Here is a 19,167-nt window from a genome sequence, read left to right as displayed (position 1 = left end):
AGAAGCCATGATTCCTGGTGAATATCGCTTGAAACCAGATGACGATATCATCTGTCATCCGGATCGTCCAACCTTGCGCCTGATTGTCCTTAATCGCGGCGACCGCCCCGTCCAGGTCGGCTCTCACGTTCACTTTTATGAAGTTAATGCAGCACTGGACTTCGATCGCGCTTCCGCTTTTGGACATCGCCTGCATATCCCGGCAGGCACCGCAGTCCGTTTCGAACCCGGTGAAGAGAAACCGGTCGAACTTACGACCTTTGGCGGCAAACGCCAGATACACGGGTTCAACGGATTAACCGAAGGCTCTGCGGATCAGGCCCCTGATCCACAAAAACTGGAGGCATTCCTGAAGACGTTCTCCCCTCCCATACAAGATGGAGGTGAACCTTCATGAAACGAATGAGCCGTGAACAATACGCGTCAATGTTCGGACCCACCACTGGTGATGCCGTAAGACTTGCGGATACCGAACTATGGGCAGAGATTGAACATGATTATGCCGTCTATGGCGATGAGAGCAAGTTCGGGGGCGGCAAGGTTATCCGCGACGGAATGGGCCAATCCACCTCCGCTCTGCGAAGTGACGGCACTCCCGATACTGTTATCACCAACGCCATCATTATCGATCATTGGGGCATTGTAAAAGCGGATATCGGCATTCGGGATGGGCACATCAGCGCCATTGGCAAATCCGGCAACCCGGATACAATGGATGGTGTTCACCCCGCACTGGTCATCGGTGCTTCCACCGAAATCATCGCTGGTGAAGGCATGATTGTAACCGCCGGCGGCGTCGATACCCATATTCATTTCATCTGTCCACAGCAGATTCAGACCGCATTATCCTCTGGAGTAACGACCATGATCGGCGGTGGAACAGGACCAGCAACAGGAACCAAAGCCACCACCTGCACACCAGGAGCCTGGCATATCCACCGAATGCTGGAGTCCGCAGAGGCTTTTCCCATGAACATCGGTTACCTCGGTAAAGGCAACAGCTCCAGCACCGCACCTTTAATCGAACAGATTGAAGCGGGTGTAATCGGCCTGAAACTGCATGAGGATTGGGGAACTACGCCAAGCGCTATCGATACCTGCCTGACTGCCGCCGGGGAACATGATGTTCAAGTCGCTATCCACACCGATACACTGAACGAAACCGGTTTTCTCGAAAATACCCTGGCTGCAATCAACGGACGGACAATCCACACGTACCACACGGAAGGCGCTGGCGGCGGACACGCACCGGATATTATCCGGGCCGCTGGGGAGTCCTACGTTATCCCGTCATCCACCAACCCTACACGACCGTACACACGCAACACCGTAGAAGAGCACCTTGATATGTTGATGGTGTGTCATCACCTGGACCCATCCATCCCGGAAGACGTCGCTTTTGCCGATTCGCGGATTCGTCCCGAAACGATTGCCGCCGAAGACATTTTGCATGATCTTGGCGTGTTCAGCATTATCAGTTCAGATTCACAGGCCATGGGCCGAGTGGGCGAAGTCATCATCCGCACCTGGCAAACTGCCGACAAAATGAAAAAACAGCGCGGCAAACTCGAACTCAACCCGGGTTCTCCCTCCGATAATGATCGGATCAAAAGATATGTCGCCAAATACACCATCAACCCTGCTATCGCACACGGAATCGGACACCTTGTCGGTTCGGTGGAAGTCGGAAAGCTGGCCGATCTAATCATATGGAACCCTGCCTACTTCGGTGTCAAACCGGAGATTGTCATCAAGGGTGGCATGATTACTTTCGCCCAGATGGGTGATCCCAATGCGTCCATCCCGACACCTCAACCCGTATTCGGCAGACCCATGTTCGGAGCTTATGGCAGTGCCCTTGCCAGCGGTTCGATCACCTTTGTCTCCCAAGCCGCAGCAGAGGCAGGAATCAAAGAGACATTGGGCCTGAAGAAACGAGTTGAACCCGTCAAAGGCTGCCGCTCGGTTACTAAAAAAGACATGATTCATAACGATGTCACCCCCGTTATTGAAGTCGATCCCGAAACCTATGAGGTACGAGCTGACGGCGAGCTTCTCACCTGCGAACCCGCAGACGAGTTGCCTATGGCACAGCGGTACTTTATGTTCTAATATGAATTCCGATTAGCTGACAAGGGGGCACCGCATGATGAATAGTGGCACAAAGCTGCTTCGTTACGTTCAACTGCTGGATTCAGCCCTGCCCATTGGTGGTTTCTCCCATTCCTTCGGTCTGGAAGCTTACACGCATGATGGCACCGTGCGGAATACCGCCCAGCTTGAACAGTTTATTCGCAGCCAGCTTCATTCCAGTCTAGTGCGAATAGACGGCCTTGCCATCAAAGGTGTCTACCAGGCGATACAACAACAAGATGCCGCTCTACTTGCCCTGTATGACAAACGTGTCCACGCCCAGCGTTCCCCTCGGGAAATGAGGGAAAGCGGGCACAAGATGGGAAAGCGACTGCTCAAGCTCGCCCGGTCACTCTATCCGTGGATGGACTTTGCCCTGATCGATGAAGCTATACGGGAATACGGCGCGTATTGCGGCATCACGACCATACACGGTTATATCAACTATCAATTGGAGATTGGATTGGATGAAGCCGTTACCGGGCATCTATATACCTCGGTTAACGCTTATGTGAACAGTGCACTTCGCCTGTTGCCCATCGGACAAACCGAAGCACAGATGCTGATTCAGAAGCTGCTCGATGATATTGAAGCGGAATGGGCACTCATTCGGGAAAATGACCCGGTAGATATGCACAGCTTCGGAATTGCCCAGGAAATCTACGCCATGCGGCATGAAACCTTACCCGCGCGGTTGTTTATGTCTTAACTACAACTTTTATCTAACTAGGAGGAATTGTTATGTGTGGAGGAGCTAATCATACGCATCATCCGGAGTGGGAACGCAAGGCATTTGATCGGAGTCGTCCGATGCGAATTGGAATTGGCGGACCGGTAGGTTCAGGTAAAACAGCCCTTGTGGAGAAGTTGTCCAAGGCACTGCGTACACGTTATAGCCTTGCTGTCATCACCAATGACATTTATACCAAGGAAGATGCCGAGATTTTGCTGCGCCAGAATGCCCTGGCACCAGAGCGCATTATCGGTGTAGAGACAGGCGGATGCCCGCATACCGCTATTCGCGAGGATGCCTCCATGAATTTTGAAGCCGTTGACGAGTTGATTGAACGCTTCCCTGATCTTCAACTGATCTTCATCGAGAGCGGCGGCGACAATCTCTCTGCTGCCTTCAGTCCGGAACTCGCTGACGTGTTCATCTACATTATCGATGTTGCCCAAGGAGAGAAACTCCCGCGTAAAGGCGGTCCTGGCATCACTCGTTCAGACCTGCTGTTAATCAACAAAACCGACCTCGCCCCTTATGTTGGAGCAAGCCTGGAAGTGATGAAAAATGATACCGAGCGGGTCCGCGAAGGCCGCCCTTATGTCATGTCTAATCTAATGAGCGGTGAAGGTGTATCCGAGATTGTCCACTGGCTCGAACATCAATATATGGATGACGACGCTTCCGCTGCACATCTGCATTCACACAGCCATGAACATGGCACTCACTCGCATTAATTCATCTTCTGTCCCGATGGGAACAGAGATCATTCGGAACGAAAGTCCAGGTGAACCCGTCACGCGCCGCAGCGAGCTTCGGGCCACCTTCTCCTTTCAAGGAGAGCGGACGGTCATGACCGATCGTTATTACAGCGCACCGCTTCGGTTCAGCCGATCCTTTCGACCTCCCGGAGGCGGAAGCGAATTATGCATTTACACGTCAGACGTCTCTCCCGGAGTCCTTAACGGGGATCACTATCATTCCGAGTGGGTATTGGGCGAAGGCACGCATGTCATGCTGAGCAGCACATCAGCGACCAGACTTCATCCTACACCTTCCATTCCCTCATCCGTTAATCATCACTTTCGGTTGGGAAAAGGAGCCACGCTGGAATATTTTCCTGAATGCGTCATTCCCTTCAAGGGTAGTTCTTCTTCACTCGCTGTAACCTTTGAGCTGGAAGACCAGGCGATCCTGGCCTATGCAGACATCTGGTCTGCCGGACGGATTCATCGGGGAGAAGCTTTCCAATTCGAGCGTTACCGAAGCTTGACGGAGATATGGCAAGGTGAGCAACTGGCTGTGTGGGATCGATTCGGACTTGAACCGAAAACCGATGAACCCACACACTCAGCATCCCTCCTTCACTATACGCATACCGCTGCGTTGTGGATGATTGCCCCGGGTCTGGGTACTGCCGAGTTGGAACTAGTCAGGTCTGTACTGCCACCCGATGGACGAATACTGGCAGGTGCGAGTTTGCTGGCAACTGGGGGTATCGGTGTTCGACTGCTTGGCCTGGCGGCTTGGGAGCTTCAAGAACAGTGCCTTCAGATTTGGAACACGCTCCGCCCCCAACTGCTGGGCAAAGAAACCCTCATCTTTCGTAAATAAGAGCATCAAGCATCGTTTAACACAGAAAACCTCTGAACTGTCTCCGAGTATGTTCGGATTAGTCCAGAGGTTTTTGTTCATTCAGTCCATGGATGCTGCTCATATCAGTTACGCTTCGTTCTCTTCAGAATTACTCTCTGATCTGTTCTCAGACTTATAACGATAGTCTCCTGCATCTTTGCTTTCCTTGGATTTGCGGTAACGGGTGAACTCAATATATTCGCTGATAAAAGACTGTTCCACAGTCGATAATTCACTTTCCTGGCAATTCAATTGCCGCAAAACGTCAAAAAAATAATCCTCCCGTTTTTCCCGAACCATCGCTTCCTTCGATGGACGACCAATCATGAGCCAGTCAAGGCTCACATCAAAAAACGAAGCAATCTCAATTAATTTATTCGTACTCGGAATAGACTTGCCACGTTTCCAGTCACCCAGATTGCCTGTGCTAATCTTCAGCTGTTGGCAGAAAGCCTTCTTGGTCATTCCTCGTTCGGCAATCAGGTGTTCAATTCGCTCATAGATCGACTGCATACAAGAACCGCCTTCCAACCGTAATAATCAACTTATCTGCTTGAATTATACCACATTATTCCTGAATGCTCAGCCTTTATATGCCTGGAGCAGGATAAGGTATAGCGTATAACACAAAGATAGACTCCCATGAATGATCATGGAAGTCTATCTTATAACGTTGTTGCTGTGATGCGGTCGAGAGGACTCGAACCTCCACGGGTATACACCCACTACCCCCTCAAGATAGCGTGTCTGCCATTCCACCACGACCGCATATTCAATTGTAAAAATGGTGAGCCATGAAGGGCTCGAACCTTCGACACCCTGATTAAAAGTCAGGTGCTCTACCAACTGAGCTAATGGCTCTTGCTGTAAACTCCACCGGATGTGCCACGCTTCATTCTTGTCTATAAGAGCAATGACTTTGAGGATTTCTCATCGAAAATATAAATCTCATGAGGTGGTGAAGATATGACCCGTAGGGGATTCGAACCCCTGTTACCTCCGTGAAAGGGAGGTGTCTTAACCCCTTGACCAACGGGCCTTAATAACAAGTTGTCTTTCTTGGCGACAAGAATGAGTATACCATAGGACAATTCGAACTTGCAATACTTTTTTTGAAATTTATTTTTCATGCCTTTCTTGTCCGTTGTATATCACTTGCGTACTACTCTTCAGAGACCCATCTTTCGTTCCATCCATTCATGCCAATATCATCACTGTCCAGGAAATATGTTAACCATACATTAAAACACTTACAAAAACTTACGTTCACTTATAATATTGCAAATCACATTAAGAATACTTATAATTATAGTATCAGTATAAGTACGGTCATAAATACACTCGGAGGTGACATGTTTGTTTCAAGAAGAACGAATGCAGCTCATTGTTGAACATCTACGGAAACACAATCGCATCTCAGCTGATGATATTGTCGCCTTGTTTGATGTATCACGGGATACTGCACGCAGGGATCTGATCAAGCTTGAGGAACAAGACGCCATCATTCGAACACGTGGCGGCGCAATTCTCCCTCCTCCTCCGCAAGAGTTCAGATCCTACAAAGACCGTTTACTCGATGTTTCTGAGGAAAAGAGAGCCATCGGCAAGCTCGCTGCGGCCATTGTAAGACAAGGCGAGATCATTATTCTGGATTCTTCCACAACTGTACAGGCCTGTGCCGAGAACTTAAACGGCAAATCCTGTACCGTCATTACGAACTCGATTCATTCCGCTGATCTTCTCTCCAATCACACGGCAGTCCAGATTCGTTTACTCGGGGGCAAAGTAGATAAGGAACAACGTTATGTCTACGGTACCTCTGTGATCGAGACCCTCTCCCACTATTATGTAGATAAAGCCTTTATCGGAATTGGCGGTATCACCATGGACGGCTTCAGTGCTTCTGAAGAGGAAGGGAAAATAAAACATCAGATGATGAAAGCTGCCAAGAAAGTTGTTGTTCTTGCAGATCAATCCAAGTTTGATAGACGTTATGGTTATCGTTTTGCCGACTGGTCATTGGTGGATGTATTGATTACAGATCAATGGCCAACCAAAGAATGGCTTGATTTTCTAGCCGAACAACAAGTTGAGATTCTCATTCCTGAACCTACAGATGATAAGGAGTTGTAAATATATGAAATTATTTGCCACAGATTTAGATGGAACTTTGTTGAACAGAGACAGCCAGATTAGCCCGGAGAATGCCGCAGCCATCCTCAAGGCCCAGCAATCCGGTATGAAAGTTACCATTGCTACAGGACGTGTCTATTCCGATGTGGTAACCATCAGCCGCAAAGGCGGAATCAAAACCCCGATTATCGGCTCTAACGGAGCGACGATTCATGATGCCGACGGTGAACGTCTATTCCACCTTCCGCTTGAGCGTGACACAGCAGCTTCCGTCATGCAGTGGCTGGAAGATCATGATGTCTATTATGAGGCTTCAACGCAACAAGGCATCTATGCCCCGCGTAGCAGTCATGAGACCTTGCTCGCCGAAATGGAACGTGTTCTTGGTTCGAACCCCGGTGAGGACATTGAACGCATGATTCGTGGCATCAAGAAACACTATGACAAAAAAGACTACCACCGTGTAAACAGCCACCTCGAAATTCCGGCAGAAGCCTACATCTATAATATTATGGCCTTCTCCATGAATCCGGACAAAGTAAAGACAGGAAGAGAATACTTCGCTTCCCGATCCGATGTCGCGATGGTTGTATCCTTTGAGCACAACTTCGAAATGCAGCACCCGGACGTATCCAAAGGCAATGCTCTCACCAAACTGGCGGCTCACCTGAACATTTCCTTGGAGGATACAGTAGCGATCGGGGATAACTTCAACGATGTTTCCATGTTAAAAATGGCCGGACTCGGCATCGCCATGGGTAATGGTGAACCGGAAATCCAGGCATTGGCCCAGGCCATAACGCTAACCAATGTGGAGCACGGTGTCGCCCATGCCATTGAGTGCCTGCTTGAAGGCAAGCCGGTATCCCGCCCAGAAACGATTGTCGGAGAAGGTCAGTAATCGGGCCTATATTGAATCAAACACTAAACCTGCATGGTCGCCTATTGAGCCATGCAAGTTTAGTGTTCTTGTTCTTCATTTTAACTCAGCAGATCGAACATGAGGCACGTCCTGTAACAAAATAATCAGTTGCTCCCCCCGGTATGAACCCGGCAGTTGCAATGTGAACTCAAGCACCGTCTCTTCTACGGAGTCCGTGCTTGTTTGATGTTCTGTCTTAAATCCGATGACCGATATTTTCTCTTGTCCCAGCAGTGCCAGAACACGCTTCAGGGCCTCTCCTTCCTTTTGCAGATGTATGGTTAATGTCTCTGTTCGAGCGGATACCAGCCAGCGTGTGGGCCTGTGCAGTAACATCTGTGCGACGACAATGAGCAGCGTCACGCCTGCACCTGTCCAATACAGACCGGAACCCACAGCAAGTCCCATGCCTGCCGTAGCCCATATGCCTGCCGCTGTGGTCAATCCCCTGACCGTGTGCCGCTGTGTGAAGATCATGCCCGCTCCAATGAAACCCACACCGCTTACAACTTGTGCAGCGATCCTTGACGGATCCAGAGACAGATTGGCCCAGCCAGCCTGATCCTGGAATCCATACTTCGATACAATCATCATTAGGGCAGCACCGACAGCAACCACAAAATGAGTACGTATACCTGCCTCTTTCATTCGGTTCTTGCGCTCATATCCGATTAGCACACCACATATTCCAGCTATGAGTACACGCATCAAATATTCCACTTCCATGCACATCACCTCTTTCATTATGTATATGCTTACATGTGTATCTTTACTATTACCCAATCTTTCCCTGACTATATAAGTTGAACTAAAGATTATTTACACTGGCACTACGATGACAGAACAACCTTCCGATCGCTGTTATCCCCAGATTTTTTCGATTCCTTTTTCCCAAGGGAAAATCCGGTGATAAAGGCGAACGCTTCGCTTCTCCAGGTTTTTTCTGTCCTCTCCGTTATCGTGTAAATGATTTATTCATCTTATACAATAAAAAGCCTTTACCCTGGTCAATTCTCTGACCGAAAATTGCTACCTTGTCTCTCTCCCAAGCCGTAATAATGTCTGAAATTATATATCAGTGGATGCCATTCTTCTGGATTAATCTTGTTCGGTCCAGCTATTAGTCTGGTGTGCGCGTGCACCTTCAACGCTTTCACTTCCACAATCGCCATGAACGGTGTGTGTTCCGGAATACGTATCTGTTGAACAGCCGCTTCAATCTGAAGCGGACATTCAACTATTTTATCTGGTGCCACCTGAACCGAGCATTCGGATGTCAGTCCAGCTACAGTGAATTTATCATGACAATATTCATAACCCATCTGCCTTTTCTCCTCAGGAACTGGGGTGACTCCCGTATAACGTCCCAATGCTTCAACCTGTCTCCACATCGACTCATCCGGTAAATTAATCACACACTCCGGATGTCGACTCAGATTTTCATAGGCTTTGCCCTGTGTACCTAGACCAAGAACCAAACAGTCCCCCAGCGCCCAAGACGAGGACAGCGGAGACAGATTGGTTGAGCCATCCTCATTTAATGTGCTTAGCAGCAATACGGGCGTACCATAATATAAAATACTCGGATTCATCGTTTCATGTTGGATCACTTCTGGACCCTTGGATAATTGCTCTGTAGTAAAATTCTGCTTCATTATCTTTTTCACCCTGTATCTCTCCTGTTCCAATCCACTCGTTTATAAGCTCAATCTCACCCGCATGGGGACGATACAACCGAATTGTAATACAGTAATAGTTCAGATATGATCGAAGTATGAATGTATACCCGAATATTACTGTTATTGCGTCGTTAATCGCCGACCCAAGTCGCTCCATTTTTCTTTCATCCTTACTGGATGGCCGGGCATTGCCCGCAGGAGAGCTTGCTCATATGGCAGGTGTCACGCCTCAGACAGCAAGCAGCCATCTAGCCAAACTCGTAGAGGGAGGATTACTGGAAGTTGAACAGCAAGGCCGTCACCGATACTACCGTCTTGCAAACAAAGAAATTGCTAATCTGATTGAAACCATGGCCAGTATCGCCCCTCCTGTACAGATCCGCTCTCTCAAACAATCCGATCAGCTTCAACAACTGAGTTATGCACGGACCTGTTATGGTCATCTGGCCGGGAAATTAGGAATCTTGCTCTGTGAGGCCTTAGTACAGAAGGGTTATCTTGCAGAGCCCGAAGAAGCACATCAGAAGGATTATCAAGTTACGGAGCAAGGAATGCAGTGGTTTACCACGTTTGGGATTGAAGTTCATGCGAAGCGAGAATCACGCCGGGCCATCGCTCGTAAATGTCTGGATTGGAGCGAACGTCGTCATCATCTCTCAGGTATACTTGGGGAACAGCTCAGACATCGATTATCGGAACTGGACTGGATTCGTCAAAAAACAGGAAGCCGCTCTGTTGAGTTAACAGAAGCAGGCAAGAAAGGTTTATACGAGGTGCTGAACATTTCACTTTAGGCCGAAGTGTATCCGATGGATAACCAAAGATCAGAACGCAAAAAATCCCCTTCACAATAAACCGTTATCGGGTCAAATGTGAAGAGGATTTTTTGTCAATCTGAACGGAGAGAGAGGGGTACTCTCACTTCGTTCGAGACTGCGAAGTATTGCTAACGAAGCTTATACTCCGACGAACCTTTAGGGTTCTCATCCCTTTGCAGAGAAGTTGATTCAGAACGGAGAGAGAGGGATTCGAACCCTCGCACCGCTTACGCAGTCTAACCCCTTAGCAGAGGGTCCCCTTATAGCCACTTGGGTATCTCTCCAAGAAATGGCTCCCCGAACAGGGCTCGAACCTGTGACAACTCGATTAACAGTCGAGTGCTCTACCAACTGAGCTATCAGGGAAAATTAACTTGAATAAGATTAATTTATCATGATTAATAATCCAAGTCAACATGCCTTTCATCTCTTTCTTCCCGTAGTGAACAATCTGTACATCAAATATTCTGAAGACCAAGTTTTCCCGCACAACGACCACAGCGGTAACGCTTTGGATCTATTTTCCGCTTACGCAAATATTCCGTACCACAGCTCTTGCACACCAGCTTATAACGATACGGCAGCGGCTTTCTGCCTTTGCCGTCAGGAAGGGATTGGCAGAACCGTGAGCCGCCCACCTTCTGTAATAAAGCCTTGAATTCCGGATCACGGTGCTGATAGCCGCGTCCACGAATATGCAGATGATAGTGGCACAGCTCATGTTTGATGATCTTTTCAACCTCATCTCGCCCGTAGGCTTCGAGTTGATGGGGATTGATCTCAATCCGGTGACTTTTGAGCATATAACGCCCACCCGTCGTGGTCAGGCGACTGTTAAACAACGCTTCATGAGTGAACGGCACTCCGAAATAATCCAGTGATACCTGTTCAATCCATTGTTGCAATTCCTCATTTTCCATCGGTATCCTCTCCTTGCACCCCCTCGGAGCATTTGTTTTTCCGGCATAATACTTGAATTTTAACCGTTTCGTAGGCTACACTGTCAAGTAGAATGTATGAGGGGAGATTATTACTCGTTATGCCTACAATGCGCTATGTCATCCTGCAGCAGGAACAACAATTGCAGTTCGTGGAAATGCCGGCAGATTACGCCTATCAACTCAGTGCGCTCAACCTGCGCCTGCACAAGGAAATTGATAAACTCACAGCAGCAGATGTCCCTGTCCTGCCTTGGGCGATCGCCGAATGTGACAGCCTCGATCTCCTGAACGAAAATCTTACTATCATTGGCGGCCTTGATTATATCAATGCGCTTGAAGAATCTTTTGCAGCATTACGTGAAAGCCATTATCCTTTGATCTCTTTGCTTACCGAAATCCGGGCTCTTCAGGCCCAATTGGAACAATGGTATGAAGAAGAGATGGAAGCTCTCTAATTCACCACAGGTACCATTTTAATATGAAGAGAACGAAAAGCACATCTCCCTGAATTGGGACTTGTGCTTTTTTTTGAGTCAACGAAACATTGATTTGCCAGAGGCCTCCACTTATCCCGCACAGTCCAGGCTATTGCCACATATGCTAACGTACAGATGAATTATGCAAGAGGAGGAGATACCCTTGCCTCAATGGCTTTGCAATCAACTGATGCGTGCATTTCACAAAAAGGACAGCCGGCAAATCAAGTTGCTGAACGAATGCTGGTTCTTTTATCGCAACAAACCAGCAAATGGCACACCACGCAGTGCAGAGAACGAACTTTAAGAGGTCGCTAGTACATGTCTGCTTTGGATTACGAAGGATGGCCTTCTGAACATGCACTTTAAAAAAATGTACATTATTTCCACCGTACTTATTAGAAAAATCAGAACGGACAACGGGACTATTACCGTAGACAACAAACAGCCTTCCCTGGTCAGGGAAGGCTGTTCTCCAAATCCTATTGCTTATTAAGACTGTTGCGCAGAAGCAGGCTTCTTCATCGTAAGGCCGACACGGCCTTTTTTGGTATCCACATTCATAACCCAGACCGTTACATTATCCCCTACAGATACAACATCCATCGGATGTTTAACATATCCGTTGCTGAGCTGTGAGATATGGACAAGCCCATCACTCTTGATTCCAATATCAACAAAAGCACCGAAATCAATAACGTTCCGAACTGTACCTTGAAGCTCCATGCCTTCCACCAGATCCTCAATTTTCAATACATCCGTACGGAAGATTGGCAACGGCATCTCTTCACGCGGATCACGACCCGGGCGCTGCAAGCTGTCCAGAATGTCACGCAATGTAGGCACACCTACGTCCAGTTTCACAGCCAGTTGCTCTGGCTGTTGCTCAGACAGTAACACGGATAGTTCCTTGCTACCCAGCTTGTCCATTGCAACCTGAAGCTCCTTGAACAACTGATCCACCACCTTGTAGGACTCAGGGTGAATCGGTGTACGATCCAATGGATTCTCACCCTCACCAATACGCATAAAGCCTACGCACTGCTCATAGGTTTTGGCACCCAGACGCGGCACCTTCTGAAGCTGACGGCGGTTCGTAAACCGGCCATTCTCTTCGCGGTACTTCACAATGTTTTTGGCAATCGTAGCGTTAACTCCAGCAACATATGACAGCAACGAAGGTGAAGCCGTATTCACGTCCACACCCACATGGTTAACTGCGGATTCCACGACAGCCTTCAGGCTCTCTTCCAGAATCTTCTGGGAAACGTCATGCTGATATTGACCTACGCCAATAGCTTTTGGATCAATCTTAACCAACTCCGCAAGCGGATCTTGTACACGGCGTGCAATGGAAGCTGCACTACGCTCCGCAACATCCAGATCCGGGAACTCTTCCTGGGCCAGTTTGGATGCAGAATATACACTTGCGCCTGCTTCATTAACAATCAGATACACCAGACTTTCATCACCGTTCTCCTGAATGATCTCGGCAACAAACTGCTCCGTCTCACGCGATCCGGTACCATTACCAATGACGATCAGTCCGATATCATATTGCTTGATCATCCGATGGAATACTTCAGCAGCTTCGCGCTTCTTGTTGTGAGGTGGCGTCGGGTAGGTCACCGCCACTTCCAATAGCTTGCCCGTATCATCTACTACAGCCAACTTACAACCGGTACGATAGGCAGGATCGACACCCAGCACACGTTTGCCATGAATCGGCGGTTGAAGCAACAGATTACGCAGATTGGCAGAGAATACCGATATGGCCTGGTTTTCACCTTTTTCCGTGAGTTCTCCACGAACTTCACGCTCAATGGAAGGCGCAATAAGCCGCTTGTATGCATCTTCAATCACATCACGCAGGATACCCTGCACGGCAGAAGCACCACGAATGATCTGTCCTTCCATATGACGATGGGCCGGTTCTGCCTGTACGTCCAAGCCGACTTTCAGAATACTCTCACGTTCACCGCGATTAATCGCGAGAATACGGTGTGGTGGCATCTTTTTGGCTAGTTCGCGATAATCATAATAATTCTCGTATACAGACTCCTCTTGAGCATCCTTCGCTTCTGAAGTCAACATCCCGTGATCCAAGGTGTACCGACGAATCCAGGCACGAATGGCTGCATCGTCTGCGATATTCTCAGCGAGAATGTCTTTGGCACCCTGAAGCGCCGACTCCGCATCTTCTACACCAAGTTCAGCATTGATATATTTCGCAGCTTCCTGGAGCGCATCTCCTTGCTTCGGTTGACCCCAGATCCATACAGCAAGGGGTTCAAGACCTTTTTCCTTAGCCACACTGGCACGCGTTTTCCGCTTCTGACGGAATGGACGATACAAGTCCTCCACTTCCTGCAGTTTCACAGCTTGGGTAATGGATTTTTTCAGCTCTCCGGTCAGCTTGCCCTGTTCCTCTATAATACGGATGACTTCCAATTTGCGATCCTCAAGATTGCGCAGATAAACAATGCGTTCTTCAATCGATCGCAGCTGGTTCTCATCCAGCTCTCCAGTCATTTCTTTACGGTAGCGGGCGATAAATGGAATCGTATTGCCTTCGTCCAGAAGCTCCGATGTCGTACGGACCTGCTTCAAGGACAGTGACAGTTCCTTGGCTACCTGTTTGATGATTCGTTCATGGCGTTCTGCCTTTATTGTTTCTTCATTGGGTTCCAGAACCGTTTCCTGTTCAGACAAAATAAATCCCTCTTTCCTTCCTGAATCTGAATCGTTCGTTACAATCATTTCAGGGCAGCTTTGCTGCTGTAATTACAGTATAGTTGAACCATTTGTTTTTTCCACTCTACCCTATATTATCACAAAATCACGTCCAGATTCCCATCAATCCACAAGCATACAAGTTCTGTCAGAATGATGTTATCCTCCAGCCTTCCCCATTACGGCAAAAAAAGACCGAAAAACGTCATTACGACGCTCCTCGATCCTCCCTTGTTTAAAAACTCTATATACAATAGCAATCTAATAAGTGAAACTACTCATTTACACTATGACGGAGAGGACAGAAAAAACCTGAAAAAGCGAAGCGTTCGCCTTTATCTCCGGATTTTCCCTTTGAGAAAGGGAATCAAAAAATCTGGGGATAACAGTGATTGGAAGGTTATTCTGTCATCGTAGTACCCGTGTAAATAAATTGTAGTTCACTTATCTAGACGCGTTCAAAGCGGAAAAGTTCGCTCAGATAGTCTCCTGATGCGCTGCCTACCGAAATACCGCCATACATCAGGGCATCGCCGGTAAAGATCTCTGATCCGCCTTTCAGACGATAATCCGCATTCGGGTCCAATCCTTTCAACTTCAGGCGCTGAAGTGGCGCATTAGGCTCAGAGAGCACACGGAAGTAGAATACAACCGCTTCGCTTCCGTCTGGTGCAATAAACATCCACGCCGTCTCATTACCTTCAAACGGACTGAGCAAGCGACGGAACGTTCCATATTGCACCGTTCCACGAATCTCCTTGTACAATTCAACCTGAGATTTCACGATGTCGTTCTCTTCCTCCGTGAATTTCGTCAGGTCCAGCTCATACCCGAAGTTGCCCGACATCGCCACATGTCCCCGAATCTCTAGAGAAGTGATCCGGTTCACCTGATGATTCGGTACCGCCGAGATATGCGATCCCATGGAGCTCACCGGATACACAAGACTGGTACCATATTGAATCCGAAGACGAGAGATCGCATCGGTGTTGTCACTTGTCCACGTCTGTGGCATGTAATACAGCATACCTGGATCGAAGCGGCCGCCACCACCTGAACAGCTCTCGAACAGAATGTTCGGGAATGCCGAAGTGATTCGTTCCATGACGTCATACAACCCCAACATGTAACGATGCGCTGTCTCACGCTGTCTATCTGCCGGAAGTAACGCAGAACCCACTTCCGTCATATTGCGGTTCATGTCCCATTTCACATAAGTGATTGGTGCAGAACCAAGAACGTCTGTTAACATGCGTACAATCTCATCACGTACATCCTGACGGGAGAAATCGAGCACCAATTGTTGACGTCCTTCTGTCCGACGACGATCAGGTACATGCAGACACCAGTCCGGGTGCGCACGGTACAGCTCACTGTCTGGTGAGATCATCTCAGGCTCAAACCACAGTCCGAACTGCATGTCCAGACCTGTTACGCGGTTAGCCAGATCATCCAGACCCTGTGGCAATTTGTTCTTATCTACAATCCAGTCACCCAACGAGGAATTGTCACTATCCCGGTGTCCAAACCAGCCATCATCCAGAACAAACAGCTCAATACCCAGCTTCTGTCCAGCGCGAGCAATCTGTTCAATCTTGTCTGCGTTGAAACCAAAGTAAGTTGCTTCCCAGTTATTGACCAACACCGGACGCTCTGCATTGCGGAATTTGCCGCGTGCCAGACGCTCCCGATACAATTCGTGGTAGGACTGTGACATGCCGTCTAAACCTGCAGCCGAATACACCATAACCGTCTCAGGGGTCTGAAACGCTTCCTGTGGCTCCAGCTTCCAGCTGAACTCGAACGGATTGATTCCGAGTGATACACGGGTGGTATGGAACTGATCCACTTCAGCCTGTGCGGTGAAGCTGCCACTATAGACAAGACTGAATCCATAAACTTCACCCTGATCTTCGTCCGTACCTGGTGTCATCAGCGCAATAAAGGGATTTTGCTGGTGACTGCTTGAACCGCGACGACTCTCGATGCCTTGCAAGCCTGAAGCAAGCGGTCTGCGAACGATATCACGTTCCCGTGTCCAAGCTCCTGACAATTGCAACAATTCATAATCTGCATGCGGGAAATCTACAGAAGAACTGAGCGCACGCGCCACATTCACTGCGGTAGCGCTCTCATTAACGATACGCATGGAGCGTGTAATCGCATTAAATGCCGTAAAGGCTGTATAGGAAAGCTCGATTTTGATACCAGCGACGCGGTCTTCCAGCTCAATAACCAGCGTCTCTGCTTCGTCATCGGACTCAACGTATGTTGCTGGCAGTCCGGTAAGCGCCGCTTTTCCTTTGACCAGTCGATGGCCTGTATACGTAAACTCCGAAACCGTTGAGCCATTCTCAAGTTCCAGTTGGATTGCCGGATTACGGAAATCACTTGTGCCATACACTGGCAATTCCACTGGCAACGTATCGAACGAGATCGTACGATCCTCTGGCACCGGGTTAGGGCTAAAGGATGCTCGTTCTGTCCGAACATGCAACCAGCTCAGATCGGTGTCGCGTAATTTTTTGCCATAATACAAATGCACCAAATATCCTGAAGGCAGTACCTGAAATACGTAACTGGCCTCACGGGTCTGTAAATGAAACTGAAGTTTCTCTTGATTGATGTAAATGCTCATATGTCTCCTCCACCTCTATATATAGGTCTTTCGGGTAAACGGTTTCTCAGGTTTCATTATAGCGAAAAGATCGCCAATGTTCTACGCTTTCATCAAGCTTTAATCAAAAGAGCGCATAACAGCCCGAAGGATGTCATACGCTCTTTTGGTTACAGTCTGAATTCAGTGTGTTCCCTTACAGGAAACATCCATTGCCAACGGAAGGCCGGGCAACGTACAAGACGCTGATTACTGCCTTAAAAATCGATTAAACCAAGGCTGATCTGCAAGGCTTCGTTGACCAATTTCATGGTCTCCTCGTCCAGATGGGTAATCTTATCAGTCAGCCTTTGCTTATCAATCGTCCGTATTTGTTCGAGCAAAATAACCGAGTCCCGGTCAAAGCCGTGTGCCGCCGCATCAATTTCAACATGCGTTGGCAGCTTTGCCTTCTGGATCTGGGCGGTGATCGCCGCCACAATACAAGTTGGACTGAACCGGTTGCCGATATCATTCTGGATCACCAGAACCGGCCTGACTCCACCTTGCTCGGAACCGACAACGGGAGAAAGATCCGCAAAAAAAACGTCACCACGTTTTACGATCAATGTCTACACCCCGCTAACTAAGCGGTCCAGAGTGCTGTCCGCATCTTCCTCCGCATGAAAGGCTTCGGATGCCATGGTCAGATTAATTTTTGCCATCTCCATGTACCCTCGCTGCATCGTTTCACGGATGTAACGTTTCTTACGCTCCGTTAAATACAGCTTCATAGCCTGCCTAATCAATTCGCTGCGGTTGGAATTCTCCAGCGCTACGATGCCATCCACTTCCTGCAAAAGATAATCAGGTAAACTGATCATGATCCGCTTGGTGTTCTGCAAGTTGGCCACCTTTCTTCCACCCCCACAAACCTTTCGCCATTGTGAACCAGTATTACGTTTTTCCAGAACTTTTATACAAAGGAATATATATGCCCCGAGTATATCAAGTATGCTGTACTCCATTATAAACACGGGGAACAATATTCGTACAGACCAAACATCTCAATTCAGGAATTAAATCCTTACTGTCATACAACATTCGAGATGCTCCGACAGTTTTCCTTCTGTTCTGAAAAAAAGTTTATTGGTAATGACGTCCAGTTTACCTGTCAGGATGTCAAAAGTGGATTGATTCTGGCGATTACTGCTGCCCCACGGGTATATACCCGTGGAATGCGGTGCGCCATCATGCAGATCACTTCATAAGCAATCGTACCAAGCTGGGATGCCACCTCGTCTGCGGTTATAACGCCACCAGACTGATGACCGATGAGGACAACCTCTTCGCCGACTTGAATTTCTTCCGCTTCTTCTGCGAAAGATTGTAACGACACCATACACTGATCCATACAGATTGTACCGACGACAGGAACGCGGCGGCCGCGTACAAGCACTTGTGCTTTACCTGTCAGCATTCTGGAGAAACCATCTGCATAGCCAATCGGCAGGGTCGCTATTCGTTCATACCCTTGCGTAAAATAACGGGTTCCGTAACTGATCCCCCAATGGGGTGGCAGTGTTTTGACCAGAACCGCTTTCGTCTTCAGCGTCAATACCGGGGACAGCTTCACCACCTGATGATTCACCTCAGCCGAAGGATATAGTCCGTACAGGCTTATTCCCACACGTACCATATCATAGGACAATTCCGGTGTATCAATGGCAGCGGCGCTGTTCGCCGTATGTATAATCGGGATGGTACATCCCTGATCCCTGAGCGCTTGAACCACGCCTTGGAACCGTCGATACTGCTCCAGTGTATAGGTTTTGTCTTCTTCATCCGCTCTGGCAAAATGGGTAAACATACCTTCAAGCATCACCTGATTGAGCGAAGCTACTTCCTGAATGAAAGCCAATGCCTCATCACCAGGCAACAGACCTAATCGGCCCATGCCGCTGTCGATTTTGATATGAACCTTCAATTGGTTAGCGAATGTGCTCGCATCCAGATGTCGAATGGCATCAAGCACTTCCCTGCTGAACAACGTGACGGTCACATCATGTTTCCAAGCAACAGGGATCCCTTCAGGCGGAGTATAACCCAATACCAGAATAGGAATCGTAATCCCATGTTGTCGCAGTTCCAGCGCTTCGTCAAGAAAAGCAACACTTAAGTAATCCACACCCACTCGTTCCAGTTCTTTGGCCATCTCCACCGCTCCATGTCCATAGGCATTGGCCTTCACACAGGCGAGGAATTTCATGCCCTGAGGCAATGCCTCGCGGAAAGCTTCTACGTTAGTACATAAATGATCCAAATTGATGTCCGCCTGGGTCGGCCGATATTGTCCTTGCACGTTAAGTCACCTTCT

19 protein-coding genes and 5 tRNA genes are annotated in these 19,167 nt (G+C 48.4%); 10 read left to right on the top strand and 14 right to left on the bottom strand.

The annotated features are described in order from the left end of the window. The first annotated feature begins 7 nt into the window (after positions 1-7). From MHH93_RS06645 to MHH93_RS06625, 5 genes are read left to right on the top strand one after another with little or no spacing between them, the layout of a single operon-like run. Positions 8-397 carry an urease subunit beta gene (locus MHH93_RS06645; RefSeq protein WP_421887025.1) on the top strand — a complete coding sequence of 130 codons (390 nt, stop codon included), beginning with the start codon at positions 8-10 and terminating at the stop codon, positions 395-397. Next, positions 394-2,112: an urease subunit alpha gene (gene ureC, locus MHH93_RS06640; protein ID WP_500053396.1), complete on the top strand. Its 1,719-nt coding sequence runs from the start codon at positions 394-396 to the stop codon at positions 2,110-2,112. Before MHH93_RS06645 ends, ureC begins: the two co-directional genes overlap by 4 nt. 34 nt (positions 2,113-2,146) lie before the next feature. Continuing rightward, positions 2,147-2,842, top strand: coding sequence for an urease accessory protein UreF (locus MHH93_RS06635; protein ID WP_500053395.1), 696 nt, complete (start codon positions 2,147-2,149; stop codon positions 2,840-2,842). A gap of 32 nt (positions 2,843-2,874) precedes the next feature. Next, on the top strand, positions 2,875-3,594 hold the full coding sequence (gene ureG / locus MHH93_RS06630) for an urease accessory protein UreG (RefSeq protein WP_017690021.1): 720 nt from the start codon (positions 2,875-2,877) through the stop codon (positions 3,592-3,594). Then, positions 3,500-4,471 carry an urease accessory protein UreD gene (locus MHH93_RS06625; RefSeq protein WP_500053394.1) on the top strand — a complete coding sequence of 324 codons (972 nt, stop codon included), beginning with the start codon at positions 3,500-3,502 and terminating at the stop codon, positions 4,469-4,471. Before ureG ends, MHH93_RS06625 begins: the two co-directional genes overlap by 95 nt. A 108-nt stretch (positions 4,472-4,579) precedes the next feature. Here MHH93_RS06625 and MHH93_RS06620 read toward each other — a convergent pair whose 3' ends face one another. The 4 genes from MHH93_RS06620 to MHH93_RS06605 all read right to left on the bottom strand — a co-directional run bounded on the left by MHH93_RS06620 (position 4,580) and on the right by MHH93_RS06605 (position 5,531). Then, a complete protein-coding gene (locus MHH93_RS06620) occupies positions 4,580-5,005 on the bottom strand; it encodes a helix-turn-helix domain-containing protein (protein ID WP_440387477.1) in 426 nt (141 codons plus the stop codon). Positions 5,006-5,177: 172 nt separating this feature from the next. Then, a tRNA-Leu gene (locus tag MHH93_RS06615) sits at positions 5,178-5,260 on the bottom strand. Between the two features lie 17 nt (positions 5,261-5,277). After that, a tRNA-Lys gene (locus MHH93_RS06610) sits at positions 5,278-5,353 on the bottom strand. A 106-nt stretch (positions 5,354-5,459) separates the two neighbouring features. Next, positions 5,460-5,531: transfer RNA gene (locus MHH93_RS06605), tRNA-Glu, on the bottom strand. 317 nt (positions 5,532-5,848) lie between these two features. Here MHH93_RS06605 and MHH93_RS06600 point away from each other — a divergent pair. Then, positions 5,849-6,625, top strand: a complete 777-nt coding sequence (locus MHH93_RS06600; RefSeq protein ID WP_500053393.1) for a DeoR/GlpR family DNA-binding transcription regulator — start codon at positions 5,849-5,851, stop codon at positions 6,623-6,625. A 4-nt stretch (positions 6,626-6,629) separates the two neighbouring features. After that, on the top strand, positions 6,630-7,526 hold the full coding sequence (locus tag MHH93_RS06595) for a Cof-type HAD-IIB family hydrolase (protein ID WP_500053392.1): 897 nt from the start codon (positions 6,630-6,632) through the stop codon (positions 7,524-7,526). A 75-nt stretch (positions 7,527-7,601) separates the two neighbouring features. Here the strand turns inward: MHH93_RS06595 and MHH93_RS06590 are convergent, their stop codons facing one another. Both MHH93_RS06590 and MHH93_RS06585 read right to left on the bottom strand, forming a co-directional pair. Then, complete coding sequence (locus MHH93_RS06590) at positions 7,602-8,273, bottom strand: MgtC/SapB family protein (protein ID WP_500053391.1); 672 nt, start codon at positions 8,271-8,273, stop codon at positions 7,602-7,604. 281 nt (positions 8,274-8,554) lie between these two features. Then, positions 8,555-9,139, bottom strand: coding sequence for a flavin reductase family protein (locus MHH93_RS06585; protein WP_500053755.1), 585 nt, complete (start codon positions 9,137-9,139; stop codon positions 8,555-8,557). Between the two features lie 182 nt (positions 9,140-9,321). Between MHH93_RS06585 and MHH93_RS06580 the strand changes: the two genes are divergently transcribed. Next, a complete protein-coding gene (locus tag MHH93_RS06580) occupies positions 9,322-10,020 on the top strand; it encodes an ArsR/SmtB family transcription factor (RefSeq protein ID WP_500053390.1) in 699 nt (232 codons plus the stop codon). Between the two features lie 219 nt (positions 10,021-10,239). Here the strand turns inward: MHH93_RS06580 and MHH93_RS06575 are convergent. From MHH93_RS06575 to MHH93_RS06565, 3 genes are all read right to left on the bottom strand, one after another. After that, positions 10,240-10,328 (bottom strand) — tRNA-Ser (locus tag MHH93_RS06575). Between the two features lie 6 nt (positions 10,329-10,334). Further along, positions 10,335-10,410, bottom strand: a tRNA-Asn gene (locus MHH93_RS06570). A gap of 92 nt (positions 10,411-10,502) precedes the next feature. Next, complete coding sequence (locus MHH93_RS06565; RefSeq protein ID WP_500053389.1) at positions 10,503-10,964, bottom strand: SprT family protein; 462 nt, start codon at positions 10,962-10,964, stop codon at positions 10,503-10,505. 119 nt (positions 10,965-11,083) lie between these two features. Between MHH93_RS06565 and MHH93_RS06560 the strand changes: the two genes are divergently transcribed. Further along, the gene (locus MHH93_RS06560) at positions 11,084-11,440 is read left to right on the top strand and encodes a hypothetical protein (protein WP_017690032.1); all 357 of its coding nucleotides are present in this window, start codon (positions 11,084-11,086) and stop codon (positions 11,438-11,440) included. A 184-nt stretch (positions 11,441-11,624) separates the two neighbouring features. After that, a complete protein-coding gene (gene cmpA / locus MHH93_RS06555) occupies positions 11,625-11,768 on the top strand; it encodes a cortex morphogenetic protein CmpA (RefSeq protein ID WP_017690033.1) in 144 nt (47 codons plus the stop codon). Positions 11,769-11,953: 185 nt separating this feature from the next. Here the strand turns inward: cmpA and MHH93_RS06550 are convergent, their stop codons facing one another. The 5 genes from MHH93_RS06550 to alr form a co-directional block, all read right to left on the bottom strand. Then, positions 11,954-14,173: a Tex family protein gene (locus MHH93_RS06550; protein WP_500053388.1), complete on the bottom strand. Its 2,220-nt coding sequence runs from the start codon at positions 14,171-14,173 to the stop codon at positions 11,954-11,956. Positions 14,174-14,642: 469 nt separating this feature from the next. After that, positions 14,643-16,832, bottom strand: coding sequence for an alpha-galactosidase (locus MHH93_RS06545; RefSeq protein WP_500053387.1), 2,190 nt, complete (start codon positions 16,830-16,832; stop codon positions 14,643-14,645). A gap of 236 nt (positions 16,833-17,068) precedes the next feature. Next, positions 17,069-17,419 (bottom strand): type II toxin-antitoxin system PemK/MazF family toxin, encoded by a 351-nt coding sequence (locus MHH93_RS06540; RefSeq protein WP_024630714.1) that lies wholly within the window; start codon positions 17,417-17,419, stop codon positions 17,069-17,071. Between the two features lie 3 nt (positions 17,420-17,422). Further along, positions 17,423-17,704, bottom strand: coding sequence for a CopG family ribbon-helix-helix protein (locus MHH93_RS06535; RefSeq protein ID WP_017690037.1), 282 nt, complete (start codon positions 17,702-17,704; stop codon positions 17,423-17,425). Positions 17,705-17,964: 260 nt separating this feature from the next. Then, the gene (alr, locus tag MHH93_RS06530) at positions 17,965-19,152 is read right to left on the bottom strand and encodes an alanine racemase (protein WP_500053386.1); all 1,188 of its coding nucleotides are present in this window, start codon (positions 19,150-19,152) and stop codon (positions 17,965-17,967) included. Positions 19,153-19,167 lie beyond the last annotated feature (15 nt).

It is taken from the genome of Priestia sp. FSL H7-0729, assembly GCF_038005685.1.
Taxonomy (GTDB): Bacteria; Bacillota; Bacilli; order Paenibacillales; family Paenibacillaceae; genus Paenibacillus.
The sequence above is the reverse complement of the archived record's forward strand: the minus strand, read 5'-3'. Positions and strand labels throughout refer to the sequence as shown.